The organism is Winogradskyella sp. MIT101101 (assembly GCF_047126865.1).
Classification (GTDB): Bacteria; Bacteroidota; Bacteroidia; order Flavobacteriales; family Flavobacteriaceae; genus Winogradskyella; species Winogradskyella ouciana.
The window spans coordinates 2371718-2391008 of record NZ_CP138982.1 but is presented as its reverse complement, the minus strand read 5'-3'; the positions used below and the strand labels follow the sequence as shown (position 1 = coordinate 2391008).

Genomic DNA, 19291 nt, shown 5'->3' with positions numbered 1-19291 from the left:
TTGAAAGTAATTTATGTCTTACGAAGATAAAAAAATAAAAGTCCCAAGATTCAACGAAGAATCTGGTTTCTATACCACAAAGAAACGCTCTAAAATAATGAGCAAAATACGTGGTAAGAATACCAAACCAGAATTGTTGTTCCGTAAGGCACTTTGGCGAAAAGGTGTTCGTTATCGTGTGGACAGCAAACAACTACCAGGACGACCAGATGTAAGCATCAAAAAATACAAATTAGCCATTTTTATAGATGGTGAATTTTGGCATGGCTACAATTGGGATGAGCGAAAGGACCAACTAAAAAGCAACCGTGGGTTTTGGATTCCGAAGATAGAGCGCAATATGCAACGTGATCGAGAAGTGAACCAGCAATTAAGAGAACTAGGTTTTACTGTTTTTAGATTTTGGACCCATGAAATAAAAGACAATCTTAAAACATGCATTAATGATGTGATGATGTATTTACATACTGCTGGATTAAACAAACCTTAAATAAGTTTTAAAAGGTTTATGGTTTTAGTATCTTTCAAACTATGCAACATCAATCTAAATTACCCAATGTAGGCACTACCATTTTTACTGTAATGAGTGCTTTGGCAAAAGAGCATAATGCCATAAATCTATCGCAAGGCTTTCCTAATTATCCTAGTTCAAAAAAATTGAATAATTTGGTCAGCAATGCCATGAACAATGGTTACAACCAATATGCTCCGATGGCTGGTAATCTCGATTTACGATTGGCAATTTCAAACAAATACCAATTGCTCTATAAATCGACATACCATCCTGAAAAGGAAATCACAGTAACCGCAGGTGCCACGCAAGCGATTTATACTATTATTTCAGCATTTGTGAGACATGGTGACGAAGTCATCATTTTTAAACCTGCCTACGATTGTTACCAACCAGCAATAGAGGTCAATGGTGGTAAAACAATCTCTATTCAGCTTTCTGCACCAAACTATAAAGTCAATTGGGAGGAAGTTGCTTCAAAAATAACATCAAAAACTAAAATGATCGTCATTAATACTCCTCATAACCCGAGTGGTACGATTTGGGCTAAAGATGATATGCTTCAACTTCAAAAATTGACGAAAGACACCAACATCATCGTACTAAGTGATGAAGTTTACGAGCACATTATTTTTGACGGCGAACAACATCAAAGTGTATGTTTATTTGATAATTTAAAACAGCGCAGTTTTATCACTGCATCTTTTGGTAAGACCTTTCATAACACAGGTTGGAAGATTGGCTATTGCTGTGCGCCCGAAACATTAATGACAGAATTTAGAAAAGTGCATCAGTTTAACGTCTTTTCCGTTAATCATCCTGCGCAGAAAGGCATTGCTGACTATATGCAAGATACTGAAACATATTTAGGATTGAATGATTTCTTTCAACAGAAGCGTGATTTATTTTTAAATCTCATTTCAGAATCTCGATTTAAGTTTCAACCTTCGCAAGGCACTTATTTTCAGGTTTTAGATTATTCTGAAATTACTGATGAACACGATGTGGATTTTGCCAAACGCTTAACCAAGGCATTTAAAATTGCTTCCATTCCGCTTTCGGTTTTTAATGAAGAAGGTAAAGACGACAAGGTATTGCGTTTCTGCTTTGCAAAGACCGATGAGACTTTGGTGAAAGCCTCTGAAATTTTATGTAAAATTTAATAGTCCTCTAAGTTACTTTTTGTAAATTTCTGTGTCACATTAGTGAACATAAATATAAAGAACATGAAATATTACATTATACTATTATTGTTTACGATTTCTTTCTCGTCATTTGCCCAAAAGGTGGAAAAAGATGGAAAGACTTATGAAGTAAAAAAGGAAAAAATCTTTTTAAACGGTGAAGATGTTACAGAAACTTTAAATCTCGAAGACAGACAAGCTATTTTAAAAGAAGCTACTACAATTTCCGAAGAAATGAAAGTGAAGGAAAAAGCGGAAAAAGCAGCCAAAAAACTCGAAAAAGAGAACAAAAAGGCAGAAAAAGCTCAAAAAAAAGCAGAAAAAGCCCAAAAGAAGGCTGAAAAGGAATTGAAGAAAAGAGAGAAACTTCAGAAGAATTTTGAGAGAGCGCAAAACAACTTAGAAAAGGCACAAAAGAAATACGAAAAGTTAAAAAAGAGAGGCAAACTATCTCCTGTTGATGAAGGTAAGTGGCTAGAAAAAATAGAAAAACTTACCGAAAAAGCAGAGAAGGCCAAGAAAAAGCTATAACCATGAGCAATTCCCTAAACGTTGCACTTATCCAAACCAGTTTAGTCTGGGAAAATCCAGAAGCCAATAGAATTAACTTAGAAAAAAAGGTCAACACTATAGAAGGCGCTGACCTTATTATCTTACCAGAAATGTTTACTTCTGGCTTTACCATGAATGCTTCCTCAGTTGCAGAAACCATGGATGGTAACACTATCAATTGGTTAAAACAATTGGCCGATAAAAAACAAACTGCTATTGTAGGAAGTTTAGTTATCACTGAAAAAAACAACTATTATAATCGATTGGTTTTTGTAGAACCTTCAGGTACAATTACACACTACGATAAAAAGCACACCTTTACTTTGGCTGGCGAGCATAAAGTCTATACCGCTGGAACTGAAAAAGTGACATTAGATTATAAGGGCTGGAAAATTTGCCCGTTGGTGTGTTACGATTTACGTTTCCCTGTTTGGGCAAGAAATACCGAAGATTACGACCTTTTGCTTTATGTCGCTAATTGGCCCAAAATACGTACAAATGCTTGGGATGTACTTTTAATAGCTCGTGCTATAGAAAATATGGCTTATTGTATTGGAGTGAACCGTGTTGGCTTAGATGGTAATAATTATGAGTATTCTGGGCACTCTGCTGCTTATGATGTGTTAGGTCATCGCATGGATTCTATTCCTGAAAATAAAGAAGCTATTGAAATGGTTACTTTAGAAAAAGAGCACATTACAAAATGCCGCGAAAAGCTTGGTTTCTTAAAAGATAGAGATGTCTTTAATCTAAAAGCGTAAAGTCGATAATAAAATCGAAACTTGCCCTTACTTCTTCTATTGGCGGAGAATAACTCACACGTTCTGGCTGAATGCCCAAGAGATAATTTCCAGTATCATATTTACCATTGGCATTGGCATCGTAAATTACGCGCAGACTATATTGCCTAGGTGATATATTGGTAAAATCAACCACTGGCGACTCTGTGGTATAACGCTCATATAACACTACTCCATTCTGATTTACCAATTGTACGATCAACGGGAATTTGGCATTTCTAAGGTTGACTCTAATATTACCATATTCAGATTTCATCTTAGTTCTAAAGGTGTAATTCAGAGTATCTTTATTGGTGCCTTCATAAAAATCCGTAAAGCTACCAGGCAACATCTCAAAAAAGTATTTCTGCCCTTCTTCCTTTTCCACAGGAAATTTATAGCGGTTTAATATGGAATCATACTCTACCTGATAATCTATTTCAGTAGAATCGCGATTAATCAACTTAACTTTTGATGTATCAATCTTTGTCAATGGTATATTAGCTTCTACGGTGAATTCATTTTCAAAATTCAGCGTACCAGATGTTACCGTTTTTATTTCTAGCGAATCGGCTTCTAGTTTTCTAAATCGATGTTTAAAAGTGTCCACATATTTTTCGTTAGTTACCACAAATAAAGTGGTGTCAACTTCAAAATTTGGCTTATACCAATAGTAAAGCGTATCCTTTGTTGCGTCTTTAATGATACGTGTTTGGTAATCTTCAGGTTTATCTCCCAGAACTTTTATTCGCATGTCTTCGTAATTTCCTTCATACGGAAACACGATCATAGACTGACCTTCTTGCTTTGGTTTAACAGCTTTAAAATTCACCTCCTCTTTAAACAAGGTCAATTTGTATTCTGAAGCTGATGGTACGGAAATGAAATCCTCGTGAAATGCTATTTTATCATTCTTCTGATCAAACTTATAATTTCCGTTTTTATCCTTTAAGGCAATTAGTTTATACGTTCCGGCTTTTATATTATCAATGCTGAAGGTCGTTAAGCTATCTAGAGTATTGGTAATGTACCTTGGCTTTTTCTTGTAAACAATAGAGTCTGTATATGTAGAGTCCACTTCGTAGAGCATCACGGAAATAAAGGTGTCTGGCTCTTCGAGAATAGCATCTTCAACATAACCTCTAACCGAAAGTGAGTCGATGGTGTCACCCGTTGAAAAGACATAACGATAGTAAGGGTAAGGATTGCTTTCGTTATTATCCACAATACTTTCGCCAAAATTAAAGGCGTAAGTCGTGTTTTCTTGCAGAGTGTCTTTTATCTTTATTGAAATGTACCTACTCGCGCTTGACATTGGCACAATTTCAGGGTCAAGATCCATTGGTGGAGAAATAATGAGCTGAGTTCTAATGTCTTTAATTTTCACATACTCATCAAAATATATTCTGATTTCGTCACCCTTAAAATTAGTAGAGAAATTTGGAGGAATCTCCTCAATAATCACTGGAGGTTCTTCGTCTTTTTCACCACCAGTTGGCGAACCACGATTAGCGCAACTAACTAGAGTTATTGCAATTGAAATAATGCCTAAAATTCGGTTAAGATATGAACGCATTTAATCGGAATAATTTTGCACAAAGAAACAATTTAAAAAAGGATACTCAAAACAAACGCATAAATCAATCTGCAATTGCCATCGTGGCCAGACTTAACTTAATATTATCAATTTTCAACAACTCTGTAGCACAAGCTTCAACCGTGGCACCTGTAGTAATAATATCATCTACCAATAAGATATGCTTTCCTTCTAAAGATCTGTTTTCTGAAATGGCAAATACGGCTCCATCATCATTCCAACGCGATAATCTCCCTTCAAACACTTTGGTTTTAGTGGCTTTGGTTTTTATAAGTACTTTATCGTTATAATCTGCATTGAGTGATTTAGCAATTTCTTTCCCAAACTGCTCCACTTGGTTGTAGCCTCGCTTTCGTAATTTGGTTTTGTACAAAGGTACTGGTACAACCACATCTACTTGTTTGTAAGCGTCAATTGTACTTAGCTCTTTACCAAGCCATTTACCAAAAAAGCCACCTATACCTTTATGTCCTCTATACTTTAAATTGTGAAGCAATTGCTGCACTTTTCCTTTTTTGGAAAAATGTAAAAGTGCTGTTGCTTTTTCAAGTTTTACACGTCCGTAAACAATCTTTTTGACGACTTCAGAATCATCAAAATGAAAGTTAGTTACTGGTAGCTGATGTCTACAATTAATGCAGATAATCTGCTCATTATCTGCTAAAACATTACTACAAGCATTACAGACTAGAGGAAAGAACAAGTTCAACAAATTTTTTACCACTTAATCGAATAAAATAAAATTGCTCTCCAATATAATCTAAATTCGCGTCAACTAACAAAATTAATGATGATAGTTAACCCTCAACTATTTAACTACAGATTAATTATAAGTTCTTTATTGGTCGTTTTAACCGTTTTAGGAGTCTATAGTTTTACAAATTATAAATCCATTAAATCCTACGAAGAGTTTCTAAAACAAGAAAAGTTTTTGATAGAAAAAGAGCTGTCAGAAATGCTAGAAAGTTATGACGAACTGAGCCAAGATTATGATCTTATGGCCTCACAGCTCCAAGAGGCAAAACTAGAAACTAAATCAGCTTTAGATTCTTTAAGGTTATTAAAAAGTGACTTATCAATAATCACTAAATTCAAAGACCAACTTTCGGTTTTAAAAACCAAGAGCAAGGTACTTCTCGCTACGGTAGACTCTCTTAATTCGGCAAATATAAGGTTGCAGAAAGAAAAGCGCTATGCCCTAAACACTATAGAGAGGAAGAGTTTTGAAATCAATGAATTGGAGGAGAAAAATGATTCCCTTAATAAAACCATTGATGTAGCTTCTATTTTAAGAGCAAGCAGTGTTAATGCTGAAGCCTTTAAGATAAACAACAACAAGAAAAAATCAACTACCAGAGCTAGGCGTGCCAATGCTATTGATGTTTGTATAGGCTTAGTTGAAAATCCTCTTACAGAAAAAGGCAAGAAAGAGTTTTACATCCAAATTGTAAGCCCAGACAATAACGTTATATCAGATAAAGGTGAAGTTTATTTTGGCAGTAGTTCCCTAATATACAGCCAAAAATATGTTCTTAACTTTGACAATAAGAACCTTGATATTTGTACTACAGTAGCGACTTATAAAGAAGATAGGCCACTAAAAAAAGGCACTTATTTTATTAATGTTTTTCATAATAATACAAAGCTCGGAAGTACCAGCATAGAATTAAAATAAACTAACTACATAATTTTCCTAAAACCGCTCTGTTAATTTGAGCGGTTTTTTATTTTTGCAACATGGCAAACGACGACAAATTCAAAAAAGTAATCTCTCATGCAAAGGAGTATGGTTACGTATTTCAGAGTAGTGAAATCTACGACGGACTAAGTGCAGTATATGACTATGCACAAAACGGTGCTGAGTTAAAGAAAAATATTCGTGACTACTGGTGGAAAGCTATGGTACAAATGCACGATAATATTGTAGGTATAGATGCCGCAATTTTTATGCATCCAACCACTTGGAAAGCCTCTGGGCACGTTGATGCCTTTAACGATCCTTTAATTGATAATAAAGACTCTAAAAAGCGTTACAGAGCCGATGTTTTAGTGGAAGATTATTGTGCAAAGATTGAAGCAAAAATCAATAAGGAAATTAAAAAAGCCGAAAAACGTTTTGGAGATGCCTTTAACAAAGATGAATTTGTTACTACCAACGGACGCGTTTTAGGCTATCAAGAAAAGATAGATACCATTCTAAAACGTCTTGGACAATCTTTGGAAAAAGAAGATTTAGCAGACGTAAAAGCTTTGATTGAAGAGCTTGAAATTGCCGATCCGATGACCGGTAGCCGCAACTGGACAGACGTTAAGCAGTTTAACTTAATGTTTGGCACCAAATTAGGTGCTTCTGCCGATACTGCAATGGATTTATACCTAAGACCAGAAACAGCACAAGGTATTTTTGTCAACTTTTTGAACGTTCAGAAAACAGGACGTATGAAAATTCCATTTGGTATTGCCCAAACAGGTAAAGCCTTTAGAAATGAAATTGTTGCGAGACAATTCATTTTTAGAATGCGGGAATTTGAACAAATGGAAATGCAATTTTTCATTAAACCAGGTACACAAAGTGACTGGTTTGATTATTGGAAAGATACACGTTTAAAATGGCATAAATCATTAGGATTGGGTGAGGAGAACTACCGTTTCCACGATCATGAGAAACTGGCGCATTACGCAGATGCTGCTACTGACATTGAATTCAATTTTCCATTTGGATTTAAGGAATTGGAAGGTATCCACTCTCGTACAGATTTCGATTTAAAACAACATGAAGAATACTCAGGCAAAAAATTACAATATTTTGACCATGAGGAAAACGCAAGTTATACACCTTATGTCTTGGAAACCTCTATTGGTTTAGACCGTATGTTCTTAGCCGTATTCTCTAATAGTTTACAAGATGAAACTTTAGAAGATGGTAGCGAAAGAACCGTTTTAAAATTACCAGCAGTTTTGGCGCCAACAAAAGCAGCTGTCTTACCATTGGTTAGAAAAGATGAAGCCCTAACAAAAATGGCAAAAGATATCGTTGATGATCTTAAGTGGGATTTCAATGTGGATTACGACGAAAAGGATGCTGTCGGAAGACGCTATAGAAGACAAGATGCAGCAGGTACTCCGTTCTGTATTACGGTTGATGGAGAAAGTCTTGAAGATAACACTGTAACCATACGCCATAGAGACACCATGGAGCAAAAACGTGTTAAGATTGAAGAATTACGCGACATCATTAAAAAAGAAGTTGATGTAAAGGAGTGGTTGATGAAGATGTAATAAAGAATTGTTGCTCATAATTTTCACAGTACCTCAAAAAAAAACACCCAAACCTAAAAAGCTTGGGTGTTTTTTTTTATTTTTATATTATTTCTGAATTTAGAATCGGTAACCTAATGTAATGCCTAATTTACTCACGAAATCTATTGTTGTTTCTTCAGATTTAAATAAATTTCTACCAACTCCAAAATTCACCTCTCCAATAAAACCGCCTTTTGTTATCCACTTTCCACCTAAACCAATTCCTAAAGCAAAATCAGTTACATATTCTCTGTCTTCATCATTAACGAAGAAATCAAATTCCCGTTCTGCTGAATTTAACATTCCAAAGCCTTCGAGAAAAAATCCAGCGGCATACTTTTTACCAAAATAGAATCTATAATATGGTGAAATATAATATTGAAGATTTTCTTTAATTTCTTTATCGTAAGGAATAGCAACATTCAATCCAACGGCTGATTCTTCATTTAAAAGACGTTCGTAAGTAAAATCTAAAATTCCAACGACTAAGTATAACCCATTGGTTTTAATTTCATTTTTACTAATATTTGAATCGCTTGTATCGTCTTTATCTTGTGCATTCATAGCAAAAACAGAGATCAACAATAAAAGTGCTAAAATTGATTTTTTCATAAAGTTTAATTTAGTTAATTAAGATCGAATAATTACGACAGCAATTATACCACATAGATACAAAACTATTACAATGGTTGCGTAAGAAATCTCTTTATTTTTAAAAATAAGCCTTTAACTGAATCGTGCCTGTATGAATGGTCTTAGAAGTCTCTGTTTTTCTACCGAAGTAATTCAAATTCAAATCTAAAAATTTGGTCAGTTTCTTTTGCGCCAATAAGCTCCACGTGAAGTTTTTTCCTGGTTGTAAACCTTCTAGCATTTGATAGGCGACTGGTGTGTTAGCATTGCCTTCAAACTCATTTTGAAAAAAGTTAAACTCACCAGTTAAGGCAATTTTTTGGGCATTGTTATATGTGAACGACAGACCATAGTTGTTTTGGGATAAGGTCTCTAAACTTCCTATGGTATTACTCTTTGAGGTGTATTGATAAAAGATATCAAACTGTGCATTTTCACTGAATAAATAAGATAATTTAGGCTGAAAGCGTTCTTCTTCAATATTAAAATTACGATTGGCAAAATTTTCACTAATGCTTTCATCCGTACCAAAACTAGCTAAAGCATTTACTAGCCAATTGGTCTCGAATTTATGATTGAAGTTTAACTGGTGATTGGTCAATTTATTTTCTTGAAAACCTATGGATAACAAATTACGACTTGTGTTGGTCAAATACGTATAAGATGTTGTGTAACGTTGCTTCCCTCTATTGTAAAACAACACATTTCGTACACTATTGTTTAAGGCCAATTGATTGTCTTCATCATCTTTAAAAGGGTTGAGATTAAAATTATTGCCTTCGCGCCTTACCTTTCTATCCACTAAATATGAGGTCTGATTATAAAAATGAGAGAAGAACTTTCTCGTCTTATTTTTAGATTGGCTCCATTGTATAGGATTAATGGTCAAAGTTTGGCTTAATCGGTTTTGATGTGTTCTCACAAAAACTTGGTTAGGCAATAGTACTCTAATATAATTCCCCTGGTCGGCAAATTGTGCTATTTCAAATTCATTGAGTTCTTGTATGCCGTTTTCATTATAATCTATCCAAGTGTAAGCCCCTTGCCCAGCCTCAACCTCAACATAAGTAAAATCTTGTTGCGGCAATGTGCCCGAATTGGTTTCAAAACTCGAGTTCCAAACGATAAGGTTATTGAATAATTTCTGATTGTAATTTAAACGGCTGTTCAAGCTTTGTTCATCTTCAAAATCTGGATCTTCAGATTTTAAATCCCTATAATTGACAAACAACTGAAGGTTGGTACTTTTATTCTGAATCAAACGCGACTTTAAATAATACGTGTTTGAGTTGTTGACTCGCTCTAAAGAATTATTTCTCAAACTGTCATTGAAACGTTTTATATAACCCACTTCAGCATACACCTTAGTACTGTCACCAATACCAACAAAAGCTTCATAGGCTTTAAACCTTTGACTTAATGGTGTTAAGGAATCCGATGAAATAACGGTTTGCTCATTGTCTTCCGCAGCAAATTTTACTCCTGCCCATTTCTTGTTTTTTCCATAGATCACACGATTAAAAGATCTTAAAAATGCGGAACGGTTAATAGTACTTTCGCTTTTGAGGAAACTCGAATTTGAAAATATCCTAAAATTCCCCAAGCGCAAATTAGCGGTCACGTTATGTCGATTGCCATTAAAATTATTGGCATAATCTAAGTACTCAAAATTATAGACGGCTATGCCTTTCTTAGCATGTGAGAGTTTTAATCCTGAAGTTAACAAAAGCTGATTACCAAAGTTAAAATTACCTTGATCATCTCTATTATCGTTCTCTAAATTCCAATCACGATTAAATTCCGCTCTGTATAAACGTTGTATCGTTCTAAAATCCTTTTGGATAAAATCTGCATCTACCAAGGCGGATAAATTCCAAAGGCTATCCGATTTTATCAATTTTTGATTGACTTTCAGTTTTCCTGCAAAGCCATTATTGTCGTCATCATCTATGTTCGAAAACAAATTGGCATCATTTTTACTTCCTGCCAATTCAAAAAATACATCTGTTCTTTCTGTAGGTTGATAACGGCCGTTCAACACTGCAATCTGTAAACGCTCCGGAGCCACCAGTTGCGTAATAGGTTCATAATTTCCCTGTGGCACTCCTGCAATTGGTGCTACATATTCAAAAATATTGCTCACGGCATTATCGTTGCTCAGCACATAATTTCCTTGGTTAGTGCCCACCAACGTAAAGCGTACACTGAAGAGTTCATCCTCTGGATTTTGGGAAAACACAAATACTTCCTCACCTCCAACAATGTCTTTACGGTATAGAATTCTGTTTTCAGAAAACGATTCTGGTGTTGCTGACGGAGCTACCATTAAACTTCTGTCATCTCCTGCATCAGCTAAAATCTGAGTCTGCTCAGTGGAGAGGTTTTGTTGCAACGGTTGATTTTTAGCATCACTTTCAGAATACACAGAAACGTTTAAGTTTAACTTTTCGGTGTTATAAGAACTGCCACCAAAAACCGTAAATCTTGAATAATTGCGTTCACTGAATTGGTAATCGACTGTAATTCGCATTTCGGAAGTTATCGGAAATGTAGAATTGAAAATGATTTCACCTGCATTATAATCGATAATATAATCGTTGTTTTCCCCACGTTCTAAAGGCACGCCATTGACGTAAACCGTTTCGCTACCAGAAACAATGAGCACAAAGAGTTCATTATTGGGACCACGTAATTTATAAGGCCCTTGATTGCCTTCTTGAGCTGTAAATTGCGTAGTCGTAAATTGCCCTCGCACCAAAGCACCCGAAGCAAAAACAGACGTTTTTTCACTTATGTTGGCATTGACCAACAAACCTTGTACACGCTTAGAAAAATTGGCAAAATAACTGTTGGTATTCACCAAATCGATATCTCCTGCTCGTATATTCCAGTTATCGCTAAAAAGTTCTATAAATACCTGATCAAATTCATCCAAACGTTGGGAATATCCACTTTCTTGCAAAGGGATATTAGCATCCTGTATGGATGCTCTTAAAGATACCTTATCACTTAATTTACCCGAAATCTGAAGGTCTAATTCGCTATTCAATACCGAATTCTGATTATTTCCAATAGTTACTCCTCTAGAAATGCTTCCGGAAGTCGTTAACCCATCAAAAGGCGTGAATGCATTCCGTTTATTGGTGTTTTCGAGTTTGTACAAGGCCTCTGTGCCAGGACCTGAGCGATCGACAATGACATCGTCATCCAACTGCCGATAAACCTTGGTTAAAAATTCAGGGTAACGTAAATATTCAACTTGAATCGTATCTACGTCAATAGATTGTTTAAACCTCAAAATTGATTTTGAATAATCCACGACATAAAGTGTAGAATCCAAAATCTTTCCGTCTTTCGTTTTTACAATAAATTTAGAAGGGTTAATACTTAACGAATCAATTTTAATTGTATCCTTTACGGCCAAACGCTTTTTCTTGTAATTACCAGCATTCTCTTGGGCAACACCCAAAAAAGAACTCAGTAGCAATAGAAAAAGTAGCGTATGCTTCATTGTAGAATAATAACTATTAAAACCCTCGATTATTTTATTGTTAAAATAGCCTCAAAATAATAGTGTAAAAGTAGGGTATTATTTAATTTAGACCGATAATAAGACATTAGTCTGTCAGACTGAGCGCAGTCGAAGTCCTTATGGAATCTAAGTTTAATTAAAAAGATTCCCGTTTTCACGGGAAATGTGTATGAAAATAGCATCCTACAACGTCAATGGTATTAGAGCAGCAATTAACAAAGGGTTCATAGATTGGCTTAAAGCCACAAACCCAGATGTCATATGTCTTCAAGAAATTAAAGCCATGGAAGAGCAGTTGGATTTAGACTTATTTACCGATGCTGGTTATGAGTACAACTACTGGTTCAGCGCTCAAAAAAAAGGGTATAGTGGTGTCGCTATTTTATGCAAAACAAAACCCAATCACATTGAATTTGGAACAGGCATTGAATCCATGGATTTTGAAGGTCGTAACCTAAGGGTAGATTATGATAACGTTTCTGTGATGAGCATGTATTTACCTTCTGGGACCAATGACGCCAGATTAGCTCATAAGTTTGAATATATGAATATGATCCATGAATATCTCAATGAACTTCAAAAAGAAAAACCAAATCTTGTCGTTTGCGGAGATTACAATATTTGTCATGAAGAAATTGACATCCATAACCCAAAAATGAAAGGAGTGTCTGGTTTTTTACCAGAAGAACGCGAATGGTTGGGCAATTTTATTGATAGCGGATTTATTGATAGTTACCGCCATTTACACCCAGAAAAACAAGAATTTTCGTGGTGGAGCTACAGAGCTAATTCCAGAGCCAATAACAAAGGTTGGCGATTAGATTATGCCATGGTTAGTGAACCTTTACAAGAAAAGATAAAACGAAGCGTTATACTCACTGAAGCTGTACATAGCGACCATTGTCCTATATTATTAGAATTAGATATTTAAAATCAAATCAACAACTTAACAACTTATAGCATGATAAAAAGAATTTCATTAATAGCACTGGCACTTACCCTTTTCTCATCGTGTGTATCAAAAAAAATATACACAGATCTTGAAACTAAGTATGCCAATCTCAAAAAGGAAAATAGAAATTTAACTGATGAAGTTGAAACCCTTAATGCTGATAAAAACAAACTATCCAATGACTTAGACGCGCTGCAACAAGCCTACGACAAAGCTGTTGCCGAACGTGATAAATTGCAAAGCGATTATGCGGCAACAAAATCTAATCTCGATAATCTAAAAGCATCCTACGACGCTTTAGAACAAAACAGTTCTGCCGAAATTGCAAAAAACTCAAAAAAGAACAGAGAACTGTTAGCGCAACTTGAAGCCAAAGAGCAAGCACTAGCTGCTGAAAATGAGCGATTGGAAAAGTTGAAAAAAGAACTCGAAAATAGATCCAAACGTGTTGCTGAACTAGAAAATGTTATAGCGGCCAAAGATGCCAGTATGAGTGCTCTTAAAAATGCAATTTCTAAAGCGCTAACCAATTTTGAAGGTAAAGGCTTAACGGTTGAACAGCGGGATGGCAAGGTCTATATTTCTATGGAAAATAAACTCCTGTTTCAATCTGGTAGTTGGTCCGTAGGCACTGAAGGTCGTAAAGCCGTACAGCAATTGGGAAGTGTATTGGCCGAAAATCCAGATATCGCTATTTTAATTGAAGGCCATACTGATAACGTACCTTACAAAGGCAACGCCCAGTTGAGTGGTAACTGGGATTTATCCACCAAACGCGCTACAGCCATCGTTAATATTCTTAGGGAAAATTCATCTATCAATCCTGAAAACTTAACTGCTGCTGGTCGTGGAGAGTATGCACCAATAGCTACTAATGATACAGCTGAAGGCAGAGCAAAGAACAGACGTATTGAGGTGATTTTAACGCCAAAATTAGATGAAATTTCTAAGTTGTTGAATGAGATATAAACAAGTTGTCATTGCGAGGAACGAAGCAATCTCATAATTAGTATATTATCAACCATTCATAAGATTGCTTCGTTCCTCGCAATGACTTATTAACACAGATTTAGACCTCACAGGTTTTAGAAACCTGTGAGGTCTTGTTATATTTGTTTGTATAATCATAAATTAAATCAACGGTATCACACTGAGCTTGTCGAAGTGCAACTGTAGATATGTAGATGAGATCCTGAATACTCCCGAAATTTCGGGACAGGATGACAAAATAAAAGTTTAACTAAAAAGAGATTCCCACTTTCGTGGGAAGTGAACATGAAATACACAACACTACCCAACACCAATATAAAAGTTAGTAAAATTTGCCTTGGCACCATGACCTGGGGCAACCAAAACACCCAAGACGAAGGCTTTGCCCAAATGGACATGGCCTTGGACAAAGGCGTTAATTTCTTTGATGTGGCTGAACTTTATCCTGTACCAGCAAACGCAGAAACTTATGCTGAAACCGAGCGCATCATAGGCAATTGGTTTACAAAAACCGGTAATAGAGATAAGGTGGTGTTAGCAACCAAGATTGCAGGGCCAGGCGATTACACCGCACATATCAGAACAACTGGATTTAGTAAAGACGCTCTAAATGAAGCTGTAGATAACAGTTTAAAACGACTGCAAACCGATTATATAGATTTATACCAACTGCATTGGCCAGAGCGTAACACCAACACCTTTGGGCAACGTGATTATAAGCATAACCCAAATGAGAAATGGGAAGATAACTTTAATGAAGTCCTTCATAATCTCGATGAGCTGATTAAATCCGGGAAAATAAGACAGGTTGGGCTCTCAAATGAAACCGGTTGGGGAACGATGCGCTATTTGGAAGAGTCTAAGTATAACAATTTACCAAGAATGATTACGATACAAAATGCGTACTCCTTAGTGTGCAGGTCTTTTGAAAATGATTTGGCAGAAATTTCACATCGCGAAAATATTGGGCTTTTAGCCTACTCGCCAATGGCATGTGGTGTGTTATCGGGTAAATATATTAAAGGCACGGACCAGGCAAACTCGAGGTTAAATTTGTTTCCACGTTTTTCACGTTATAGTAGTGAGCAATCTACTGAAGCCACAAAACGTTATCTAAAAATCGCAGAAGACAATAATATGACCTTAGCACAAATGTCCTTAGCCTTTGTTAATGAGCGTCCGTTTTTAACAAGTAATATTATTGGTGCGACTTCTCTAGAGCAATTAAAAGAAAATATAGATAGCATTAATATGTCATTATCAGAAGACTTGATGAAAGCAATCAATAAAGTGCATGAGGAGATTCCTAATCCTGCTACATGATTGCGAATGGATAAAACTGAGTTTGAATATAGACTAATAGAATCAACGCGGGAATTGATTGAATTCACACAGACGATGGTCACCAATTCAATCTCTAAAAACGTTGAATATTTAATTGAACCCAGTTCTAGATTAGCAAGTAATCATTTAAATGAAAGAGAACTATTCAAGTTAGAACAAATTAATTTATCAAAAGGAAAGCCTCAGTCTATTCAACAAACTATTGATTTATTGTATGATTTTGGATTGACACCTCTTTGGATAAATGCTGAAATTTCTCATTCTTTTAAAAAAAGAACTTTGATAAATTTAACTTGCTCGAGGAGATTTCGAAAGGAAGAGCAGTTAAATAAAAAGGTTGATAAATTTCCACCTTTCCATATCGGAGTTTCTTTACCTCCATGGCATAAAAAAGGAGAGAAATTCAATATTAATTGGAAACGACATAGATTAAAATTGAAGTTGTATTCATTAATATGGAAGTATAAATATAGAAAACGACTTAAAAACAAAAAGCCCAATTGATAATTCAATTGGGCTTTTCTTTCTAATAGATATTATGTGATTTTGTTACCATCCTTGTCAAAGAAATGGTATTCAAGATAAGTGTAAGCATCTCTAGGTAAAACTTTTACCCATTTTTTGTGTTCAAAGAACCACTTTGTACGTACTGATGGATACCCTTTGGTTAAAAAGGCTGCTATAAATGGATGCGCATTTAGCGTTATCTTTTTATAGTCTTTTTTAAGAATCCTTTCGAGGTCTTGCTTAATACGTTCCACCACTTTAATTGGTGCTTCGATTTCGTCTCCACCTACAAGATTAGGATTTTGTTCTTTTGTTTTAATATTGCGCTCTGGCCTAACGCGCTGTCTGGTGATTTGCACTAACCCAAACTTACTCGGCGGCAATATTTTGTGCTTTGCTTTGTCGTCTTTCATCTCATCTCTGAGAAAGTTGTAAAGCTTTTTTCGATTCTCTGCACGTCCCATATCGATAAAGTCGATAACGATGATGCCTCCCATATCGCGTAAACGCAATTGGCGGGCAATTTCTGCGGCAGAGATTAAGTTGACTTCTAAAGCTGTGGCTTCTTGGCTTTTTTCTTTATTAGAACGGTTACCACTGTTTACATCTATAACATGCATAGCTTCGGTATGTTCTATAACCAAGTACGCTCCTTTTGCCATAGAAACGGTTTTTCCAAACGATGTTTTTATTTGGCGTTCTACACCAAATTTTTCATAAATCGGAATTCCGTTTTTGTAATACTTCACAATAGACTCTTTTTTCGGTGCAATCTGTTGCACGTAATCTTTTATTTGTATGTACAATTCCTCGTCATCCACAACGATACCAGAAAATGAATCATTAAAAATATCCCTTAAAATAGAGGATGCTTTGTTCATTTCACCAAGTACTTTTGTTGGGTGATGTGCCTTGTACAATTTTTTACACATTGCTGTCCATCTTGTCAGCAAATTCTGTAAATCACTGTCTAGCTCGGCAACTTTTTTGCCTTCAGCTACAGTACGAATAATAACACCAAATCCTTTAGGCGTGATACTTTTTACAAGTCTTTTTAAACGGTCTTTTTCTTCTTGCGATTCAATTTTTTGTGAAATTGAAATACGGTTAGAAAACGGCACCAAGACTATGTATCTACCTGCAATAGACAATTCTGAACTAATGCGAGGCCCTTTAGTGGAAATAGGCTCCTTTACTACTTGTACTAAAATTGATTGATTGGATTTTAAAGCATTGGCAATAGCGCCATGCTTATCTAAATCTTTTTCAAACGGAAAGTTTTTGAGCGTATAATCTCTTAATTTTCCTGTGCTTACACGTTTAATGAATTTTAAAAGTGAAGGAAGTTTAGGTCCTAGATCGTGATAGTGTAAAAAACCATCTTTCTCATAGCCAACGTTGACAAACGCGGCATTTAAACCTGGCATAACCTTACGTATTTTGGCAATAAAAATATCGCCAACCGCGAAGTTATTATCCTCTTCGTCTTTATGTAATTCAATAAGTTTTCCATCTTTTAATAAGGCAAAATCAACAATATCTGAACTCGATCTTACGATTAATTCCTTGTTCATAATGTTAATTTATATCCATCCTTTAATTAGGACAGATGGATTTTACTTAATTAATTGACACAGGATTCCTGATTGTTTATCAGGATTATCCAGCAAACTTAAGTACACTCTATTAAATGTGCTTAAATTCTATATCAAAGAACGTTTCTTAAAACTGAAAAAAGTAGTTTTTAAAACTACTTTTCCTCAGCTTATTTCTTTTTGTGACGATTAGCGCGTCTACGTTTCTTACGCTTATGCGTCGCTACCTTGTGTCTTTTTCTTTTTTTACCACTTGGCATAATAAATAATGCTTTTTTAAATTAATATTTTTTTTAATGTCTTTAGTTGACTTCAACATTAGTTTTTACACCTTCTAAAAATACTTTAGCTGGTTTAAAAGCTGGTATGTTGTGAGCTGGGATTTTAATCGTAGTGTTTTTTGAAATGTTACGACCAGTTTTTTCAGCTCTTGTTTTAATAATAAAACTTCCGAAACCTCTTAAATACACGTTGTCACCACCTTCTAAAGATGATTTTACTTCTTCCATAAAAGTTTCTACCGTAGCTTGTACGTCACCTTTCTCGATACCTAATTTATCAGATATTTTAGCTACTAAATCGGCTTTTGTCATTGTTATTAGTTTTAGGGTTACTATAAATTCTAAGGGATGCAAATATATGTAATTTAATTTCAATATTTCAAGCGTAATTAATTAAAATTTAACGTGATAAAGATTTAATTTTGCTCCATCAATTAAAAACCTAATGGATTTTAACAAAAAACTAACTAACTGGTATTCAAACAATAAACGAGATTTACCTTGGAGAAATACCAAAAATCCATATTACATTTGGCTTTCAGAAATTATTTTACAGCAAACCCAAGTTAAGCAAGGGTTGCCATATTATGAAACTTTTGTTAAAACCTATCCCACAATTTTTGACCTTGCAAACGCCAGTGAGCAAGAGGTTTTAAAACTATGGCAAGGCTTGGGTTATTATTCTAGAGCTCGCAATTTACATACCACAGCAAAGCACATTGCTTTTAATTTAGACGGTGAGTTTCCAAACAATTATAAAGACCTATTAAAATTAAAAGGTGTTGGTGATTATACAGCTAGTGCCATTGCCTCAATAGCCTTTAATGAAGTTGCCGCAGTAGTAGATGGTAACGTATATAGAGTTTTATCGCGTTACTTCGGAATTGATACTCCTATAAATTCTACTTCAGGTACTAAAGAATTTAAAAAATTGGCGTCCTCTTTAATAGATAGAGAACAGCCGGCGACCTTTAACCAAGCCATTATGGAATTTGGTGCAAGGCAGTGCAAGCCCAAAAATCCTGATTGCTCCATTTGTCCTTTACAAGACAGTTGTGTTGCCTTGCAGAAAAGTTTAGTAGAAACGCTTCCCGTTAAACTGAAGAAAACCAAAGTCACTAACAAATACTTCAATTTTTTAGTTTGTGTTGACCAAAACAAAAACACATTGTTAGAAAAACGAACTGGCAAGGGCATTTGGCAGAATCTATATCAATTTCCTTTAGTTGAGTCTAAAAGAAGCCTAAAAACTAATGAGTTTCATCTTTTAAATGTAGAAGAGGAATTATTTAAAGGTTTAAAGTTTGATTATTGGCTATATAACGAGTCGGACATCATCCACAAATTATCTCACCAGCATCTTTATACTAAATTCTGGATTGTTGAAATTAATGAACTACCCAAAGGGTCTATACCTGTTAAAAACCTTGATTTATATCCTACACCTGTGCTAATTAGTGATTTCATTAACACCTTCAATTTTAATAATATATAGAAATCACATTTTTTTCTTAATTTTAAAGGAGTGATATCA

17 protein-coding genes are annotated in these 19291 nt (G+C 35.2%); 11 read left to right on the top strand and 6 right to left on the bottom strand.

Features of this window, described 5'->3' with window-relative positions:
- Window positions 1–13 precede the first annotated feature (13 nt).
- The 4 genes from SIB89_RS10690 to SIB89_RS10675 all read left to right on the top strand — a co-directional run bounded on the left by SIB89_RS10690 (window position 14) and on the right by SIB89_RS10675 (window position 3008).
- Complete coding sequence (locus SIB89_RS10690; protein WP_412559760.1) at window positions 14–490, top strand: very short patch repair endonuclease; 477 nt, start codon at window positions 14–16, stop codon at window positions 488–490.
- Window positions 491–531: 41 nt separating this feature from the next.
- Complete coding sequence (locus SIB89_RS10685; protein WP_412559759.1) at window positions 532–1674, top strand: methionine aminotransferase; 1143 nt, start codon at window positions 532–534, stop codon at window positions 1672–1674.
- Window positions 1675–1737: 63 nt separating this feature from the next.
- Window positions 1738–2226 (top strand): hypothetical protein, encoded by a 489-nt coding sequence (locus tag SIB89_RS10680; protein WP_412559758.1) that lies wholly within the window; start codon window positions 1738–1740, stop codon window positions 2224–2226.
- Between the two features lie 2 nt (window positions 2227–2228).
- Entirely contained in the window at window positions 2229–3008 is a 780-nt protein-coding gene (locus tag SIB89_RS10675; RefSeq protein WP_412559757.1) for an amidohydrolase, read from the top strand.
- Here SIB89_RS10675 and SIB89_RS10670 read toward each other — a convergent pair.
- The gene (locus SIB89_RS10670; protein WP_412559756.1) at window positions 2992–4602 is read right to left on the bottom strand and encodes an Ig-like domain-containing protein; all 1611 of its coding nucleotides are present in this window, start codon (window positions 4600–4602) and stop codon (window positions 2992–2994) included. The two genes, SIB89_RS10675 and SIB89_RS10670, sit on opposite strands and share 17 nt — an antisense overlap.
- A 64-nt stretch (window positions 4603–4666) precedes the next feature.
- Window positions 4667–5332, bottom strand: a complete 666-nt coding sequence (locus tag SIB89_RS10665) for a ComF family protein (protein WP_412559755.1) — start codon at window positions 5330–5332, stop codon at window positions 4667–4669.
- A gap of 78 nt (window positions 5333–5410) precedes the next feature.
- Here SIB89_RS10665 and SIB89_RS10660 point away from each other — a divergent pair, with 78 nt between their 5' ends.
- Together SIB89_RS10660 and SIB89_RS10655 are read left to right on the top strand one after the other, a co-directional pair.
- The gene (locus SIB89_RS10660) at window positions 5411–6298 is read left to right on the top strand and encodes a hypothetical protein (protein WP_412559754.1); all 888 of its coding nucleotides are present in this window, start codon (window positions 5411–5413) and stop codon (window positions 6296–6298) included.
- Window positions 6299–6360: 62 nt separating this feature from the next.
- Complete coding sequence (locus SIB89_RS10655; RefSeq protein WP_155088097.1) at window positions 6361–7902, top strand: glycine--tRNA ligase; 1542 nt, start codon at window positions 6361–6363, stop codon at window positions 7900–7902.
- Window positions 7903–8001: 99 nt separating this feature from the next.
- Here SIB89_RS10655 and SIB89_RS10650 read toward each other — a convergent pair whose 3' ends face one another.
- Both SIB89_RS10650 and SIB89_RS10645 read right to left on the bottom strand, forming a co-directional pair.
- Window positions 8002–8535 carry a DUF3575 domain-containing protein gene (locus SIB89_RS10650; RefSeq protein WP_412559753.1) on the bottom strand — a complete coding sequence of 178 codons (534 nt, stop codon included), beginning with the start codon at window positions 8533–8535 and terminating at the stop codon, window positions 8002–8004.
- 100 nt (window positions 8536–8635) lie between these two features.
- A complete protein-coding gene (locus tag SIB89_RS10645) occupies window positions 8636–12067 on the bottom strand; it encodes a hypothetical protein (protein WP_412559752.1) in 3432 nt (1143 codons plus the stop codon).
- Window positions 12068–12257: 190 nt separating this feature from the next.
- Here SIB89_RS10645 and SIB89_RS10640 point away from each other — a divergent pair, with 190 nt between their 5' ends.
- The 4 genes from SIB89_RS10640 (at window position 12258) to SIB89_RS10625 (ending at window position 15878) form a co-directional block, all read left to right on the top strand.
- The gene (locus SIB89_RS10640; protein WP_273291389.1) at window positions 12258–13019 is read left to right on the top strand and encodes an exodeoxyribonuclease III; all 762 of its coding nucleotides are present in this window, start codon (window positions 12258–12260) and stop codon (window positions 13017–13019) included.
- Window positions 13020–13049: 30 nt separating this feature from the next.
- Window positions 13050–14009, top strand: coding sequence for an OmpA family protein (locus SIB89_RS10635; protein ID WP_273291391.1), 960 nt, complete (start codon window positions 13050–13052; stop codon window positions 14007–14009).
- Window positions 14010–14315: 306 nt separating this feature from the next.
- Window positions 14316–15353 (top strand): aldo/keto reductase, encoded by a 1038-nt coding sequence (locus SIB89_RS10630; protein ID WP_273291393.1) that lies wholly within the window; start codon window positions 14316–14318, stop codon window positions 15351–15353.
- Between the two features lie 6 nt (window positions 15354–15359).
- The gene (locus SIB89_RS10625; RefSeq protein WP_273291395.1) at window positions 15360–15878 is read left to right on the top strand and encodes a hypothetical protein; all 519 of its coding nucleotides are present in this window, start codon (window positions 15360–15362) and stop codon (window positions 15876–15878) included.
- Window positions 15879–15910: 32 nt separating this feature from the next.
- Here the strand turns inward: SIB89_RS10625 and SIB89_RS10620 are convergent, their stop codons facing one another.
- A complete protein-coding gene (locus tag SIB89_RS10620; RefSeq protein ID WP_155088090.1) occupies window positions 15911–17455 on the bottom strand; it encodes a ribonuclease E/G in 1545 nt (514 codons plus the stop codon).
- A gap of 323 nt (window positions 17456–17778) precedes the next feature.
- Entirely contained in the window at window positions 17779–18069 is a 291-nt protein-coding gene (locus SIB89_RS10615) for an HU family DNA-binding protein (protein WP_155088089.1), read from the bottom strand.
- A 133-nt stretch (window positions 18070–18202) separates the two neighbouring features.
- On the opposite strand from SIB89_RS10615, the gene mutY reads away from it, so the two are divergent.
- Complete coding sequence (gene mutY / locus SIB89_RS10610; RefSeq protein WP_273291397.1) at window positions 18203–19252, top strand: A/G-specific adenine glycosylase; 1050 nt, start codon at window positions 18203–18205, stop codon at window positions 19250–19252.
- The last annotated feature ends 39 nt before the right edge of the window (window positions 19253–19291 follow it).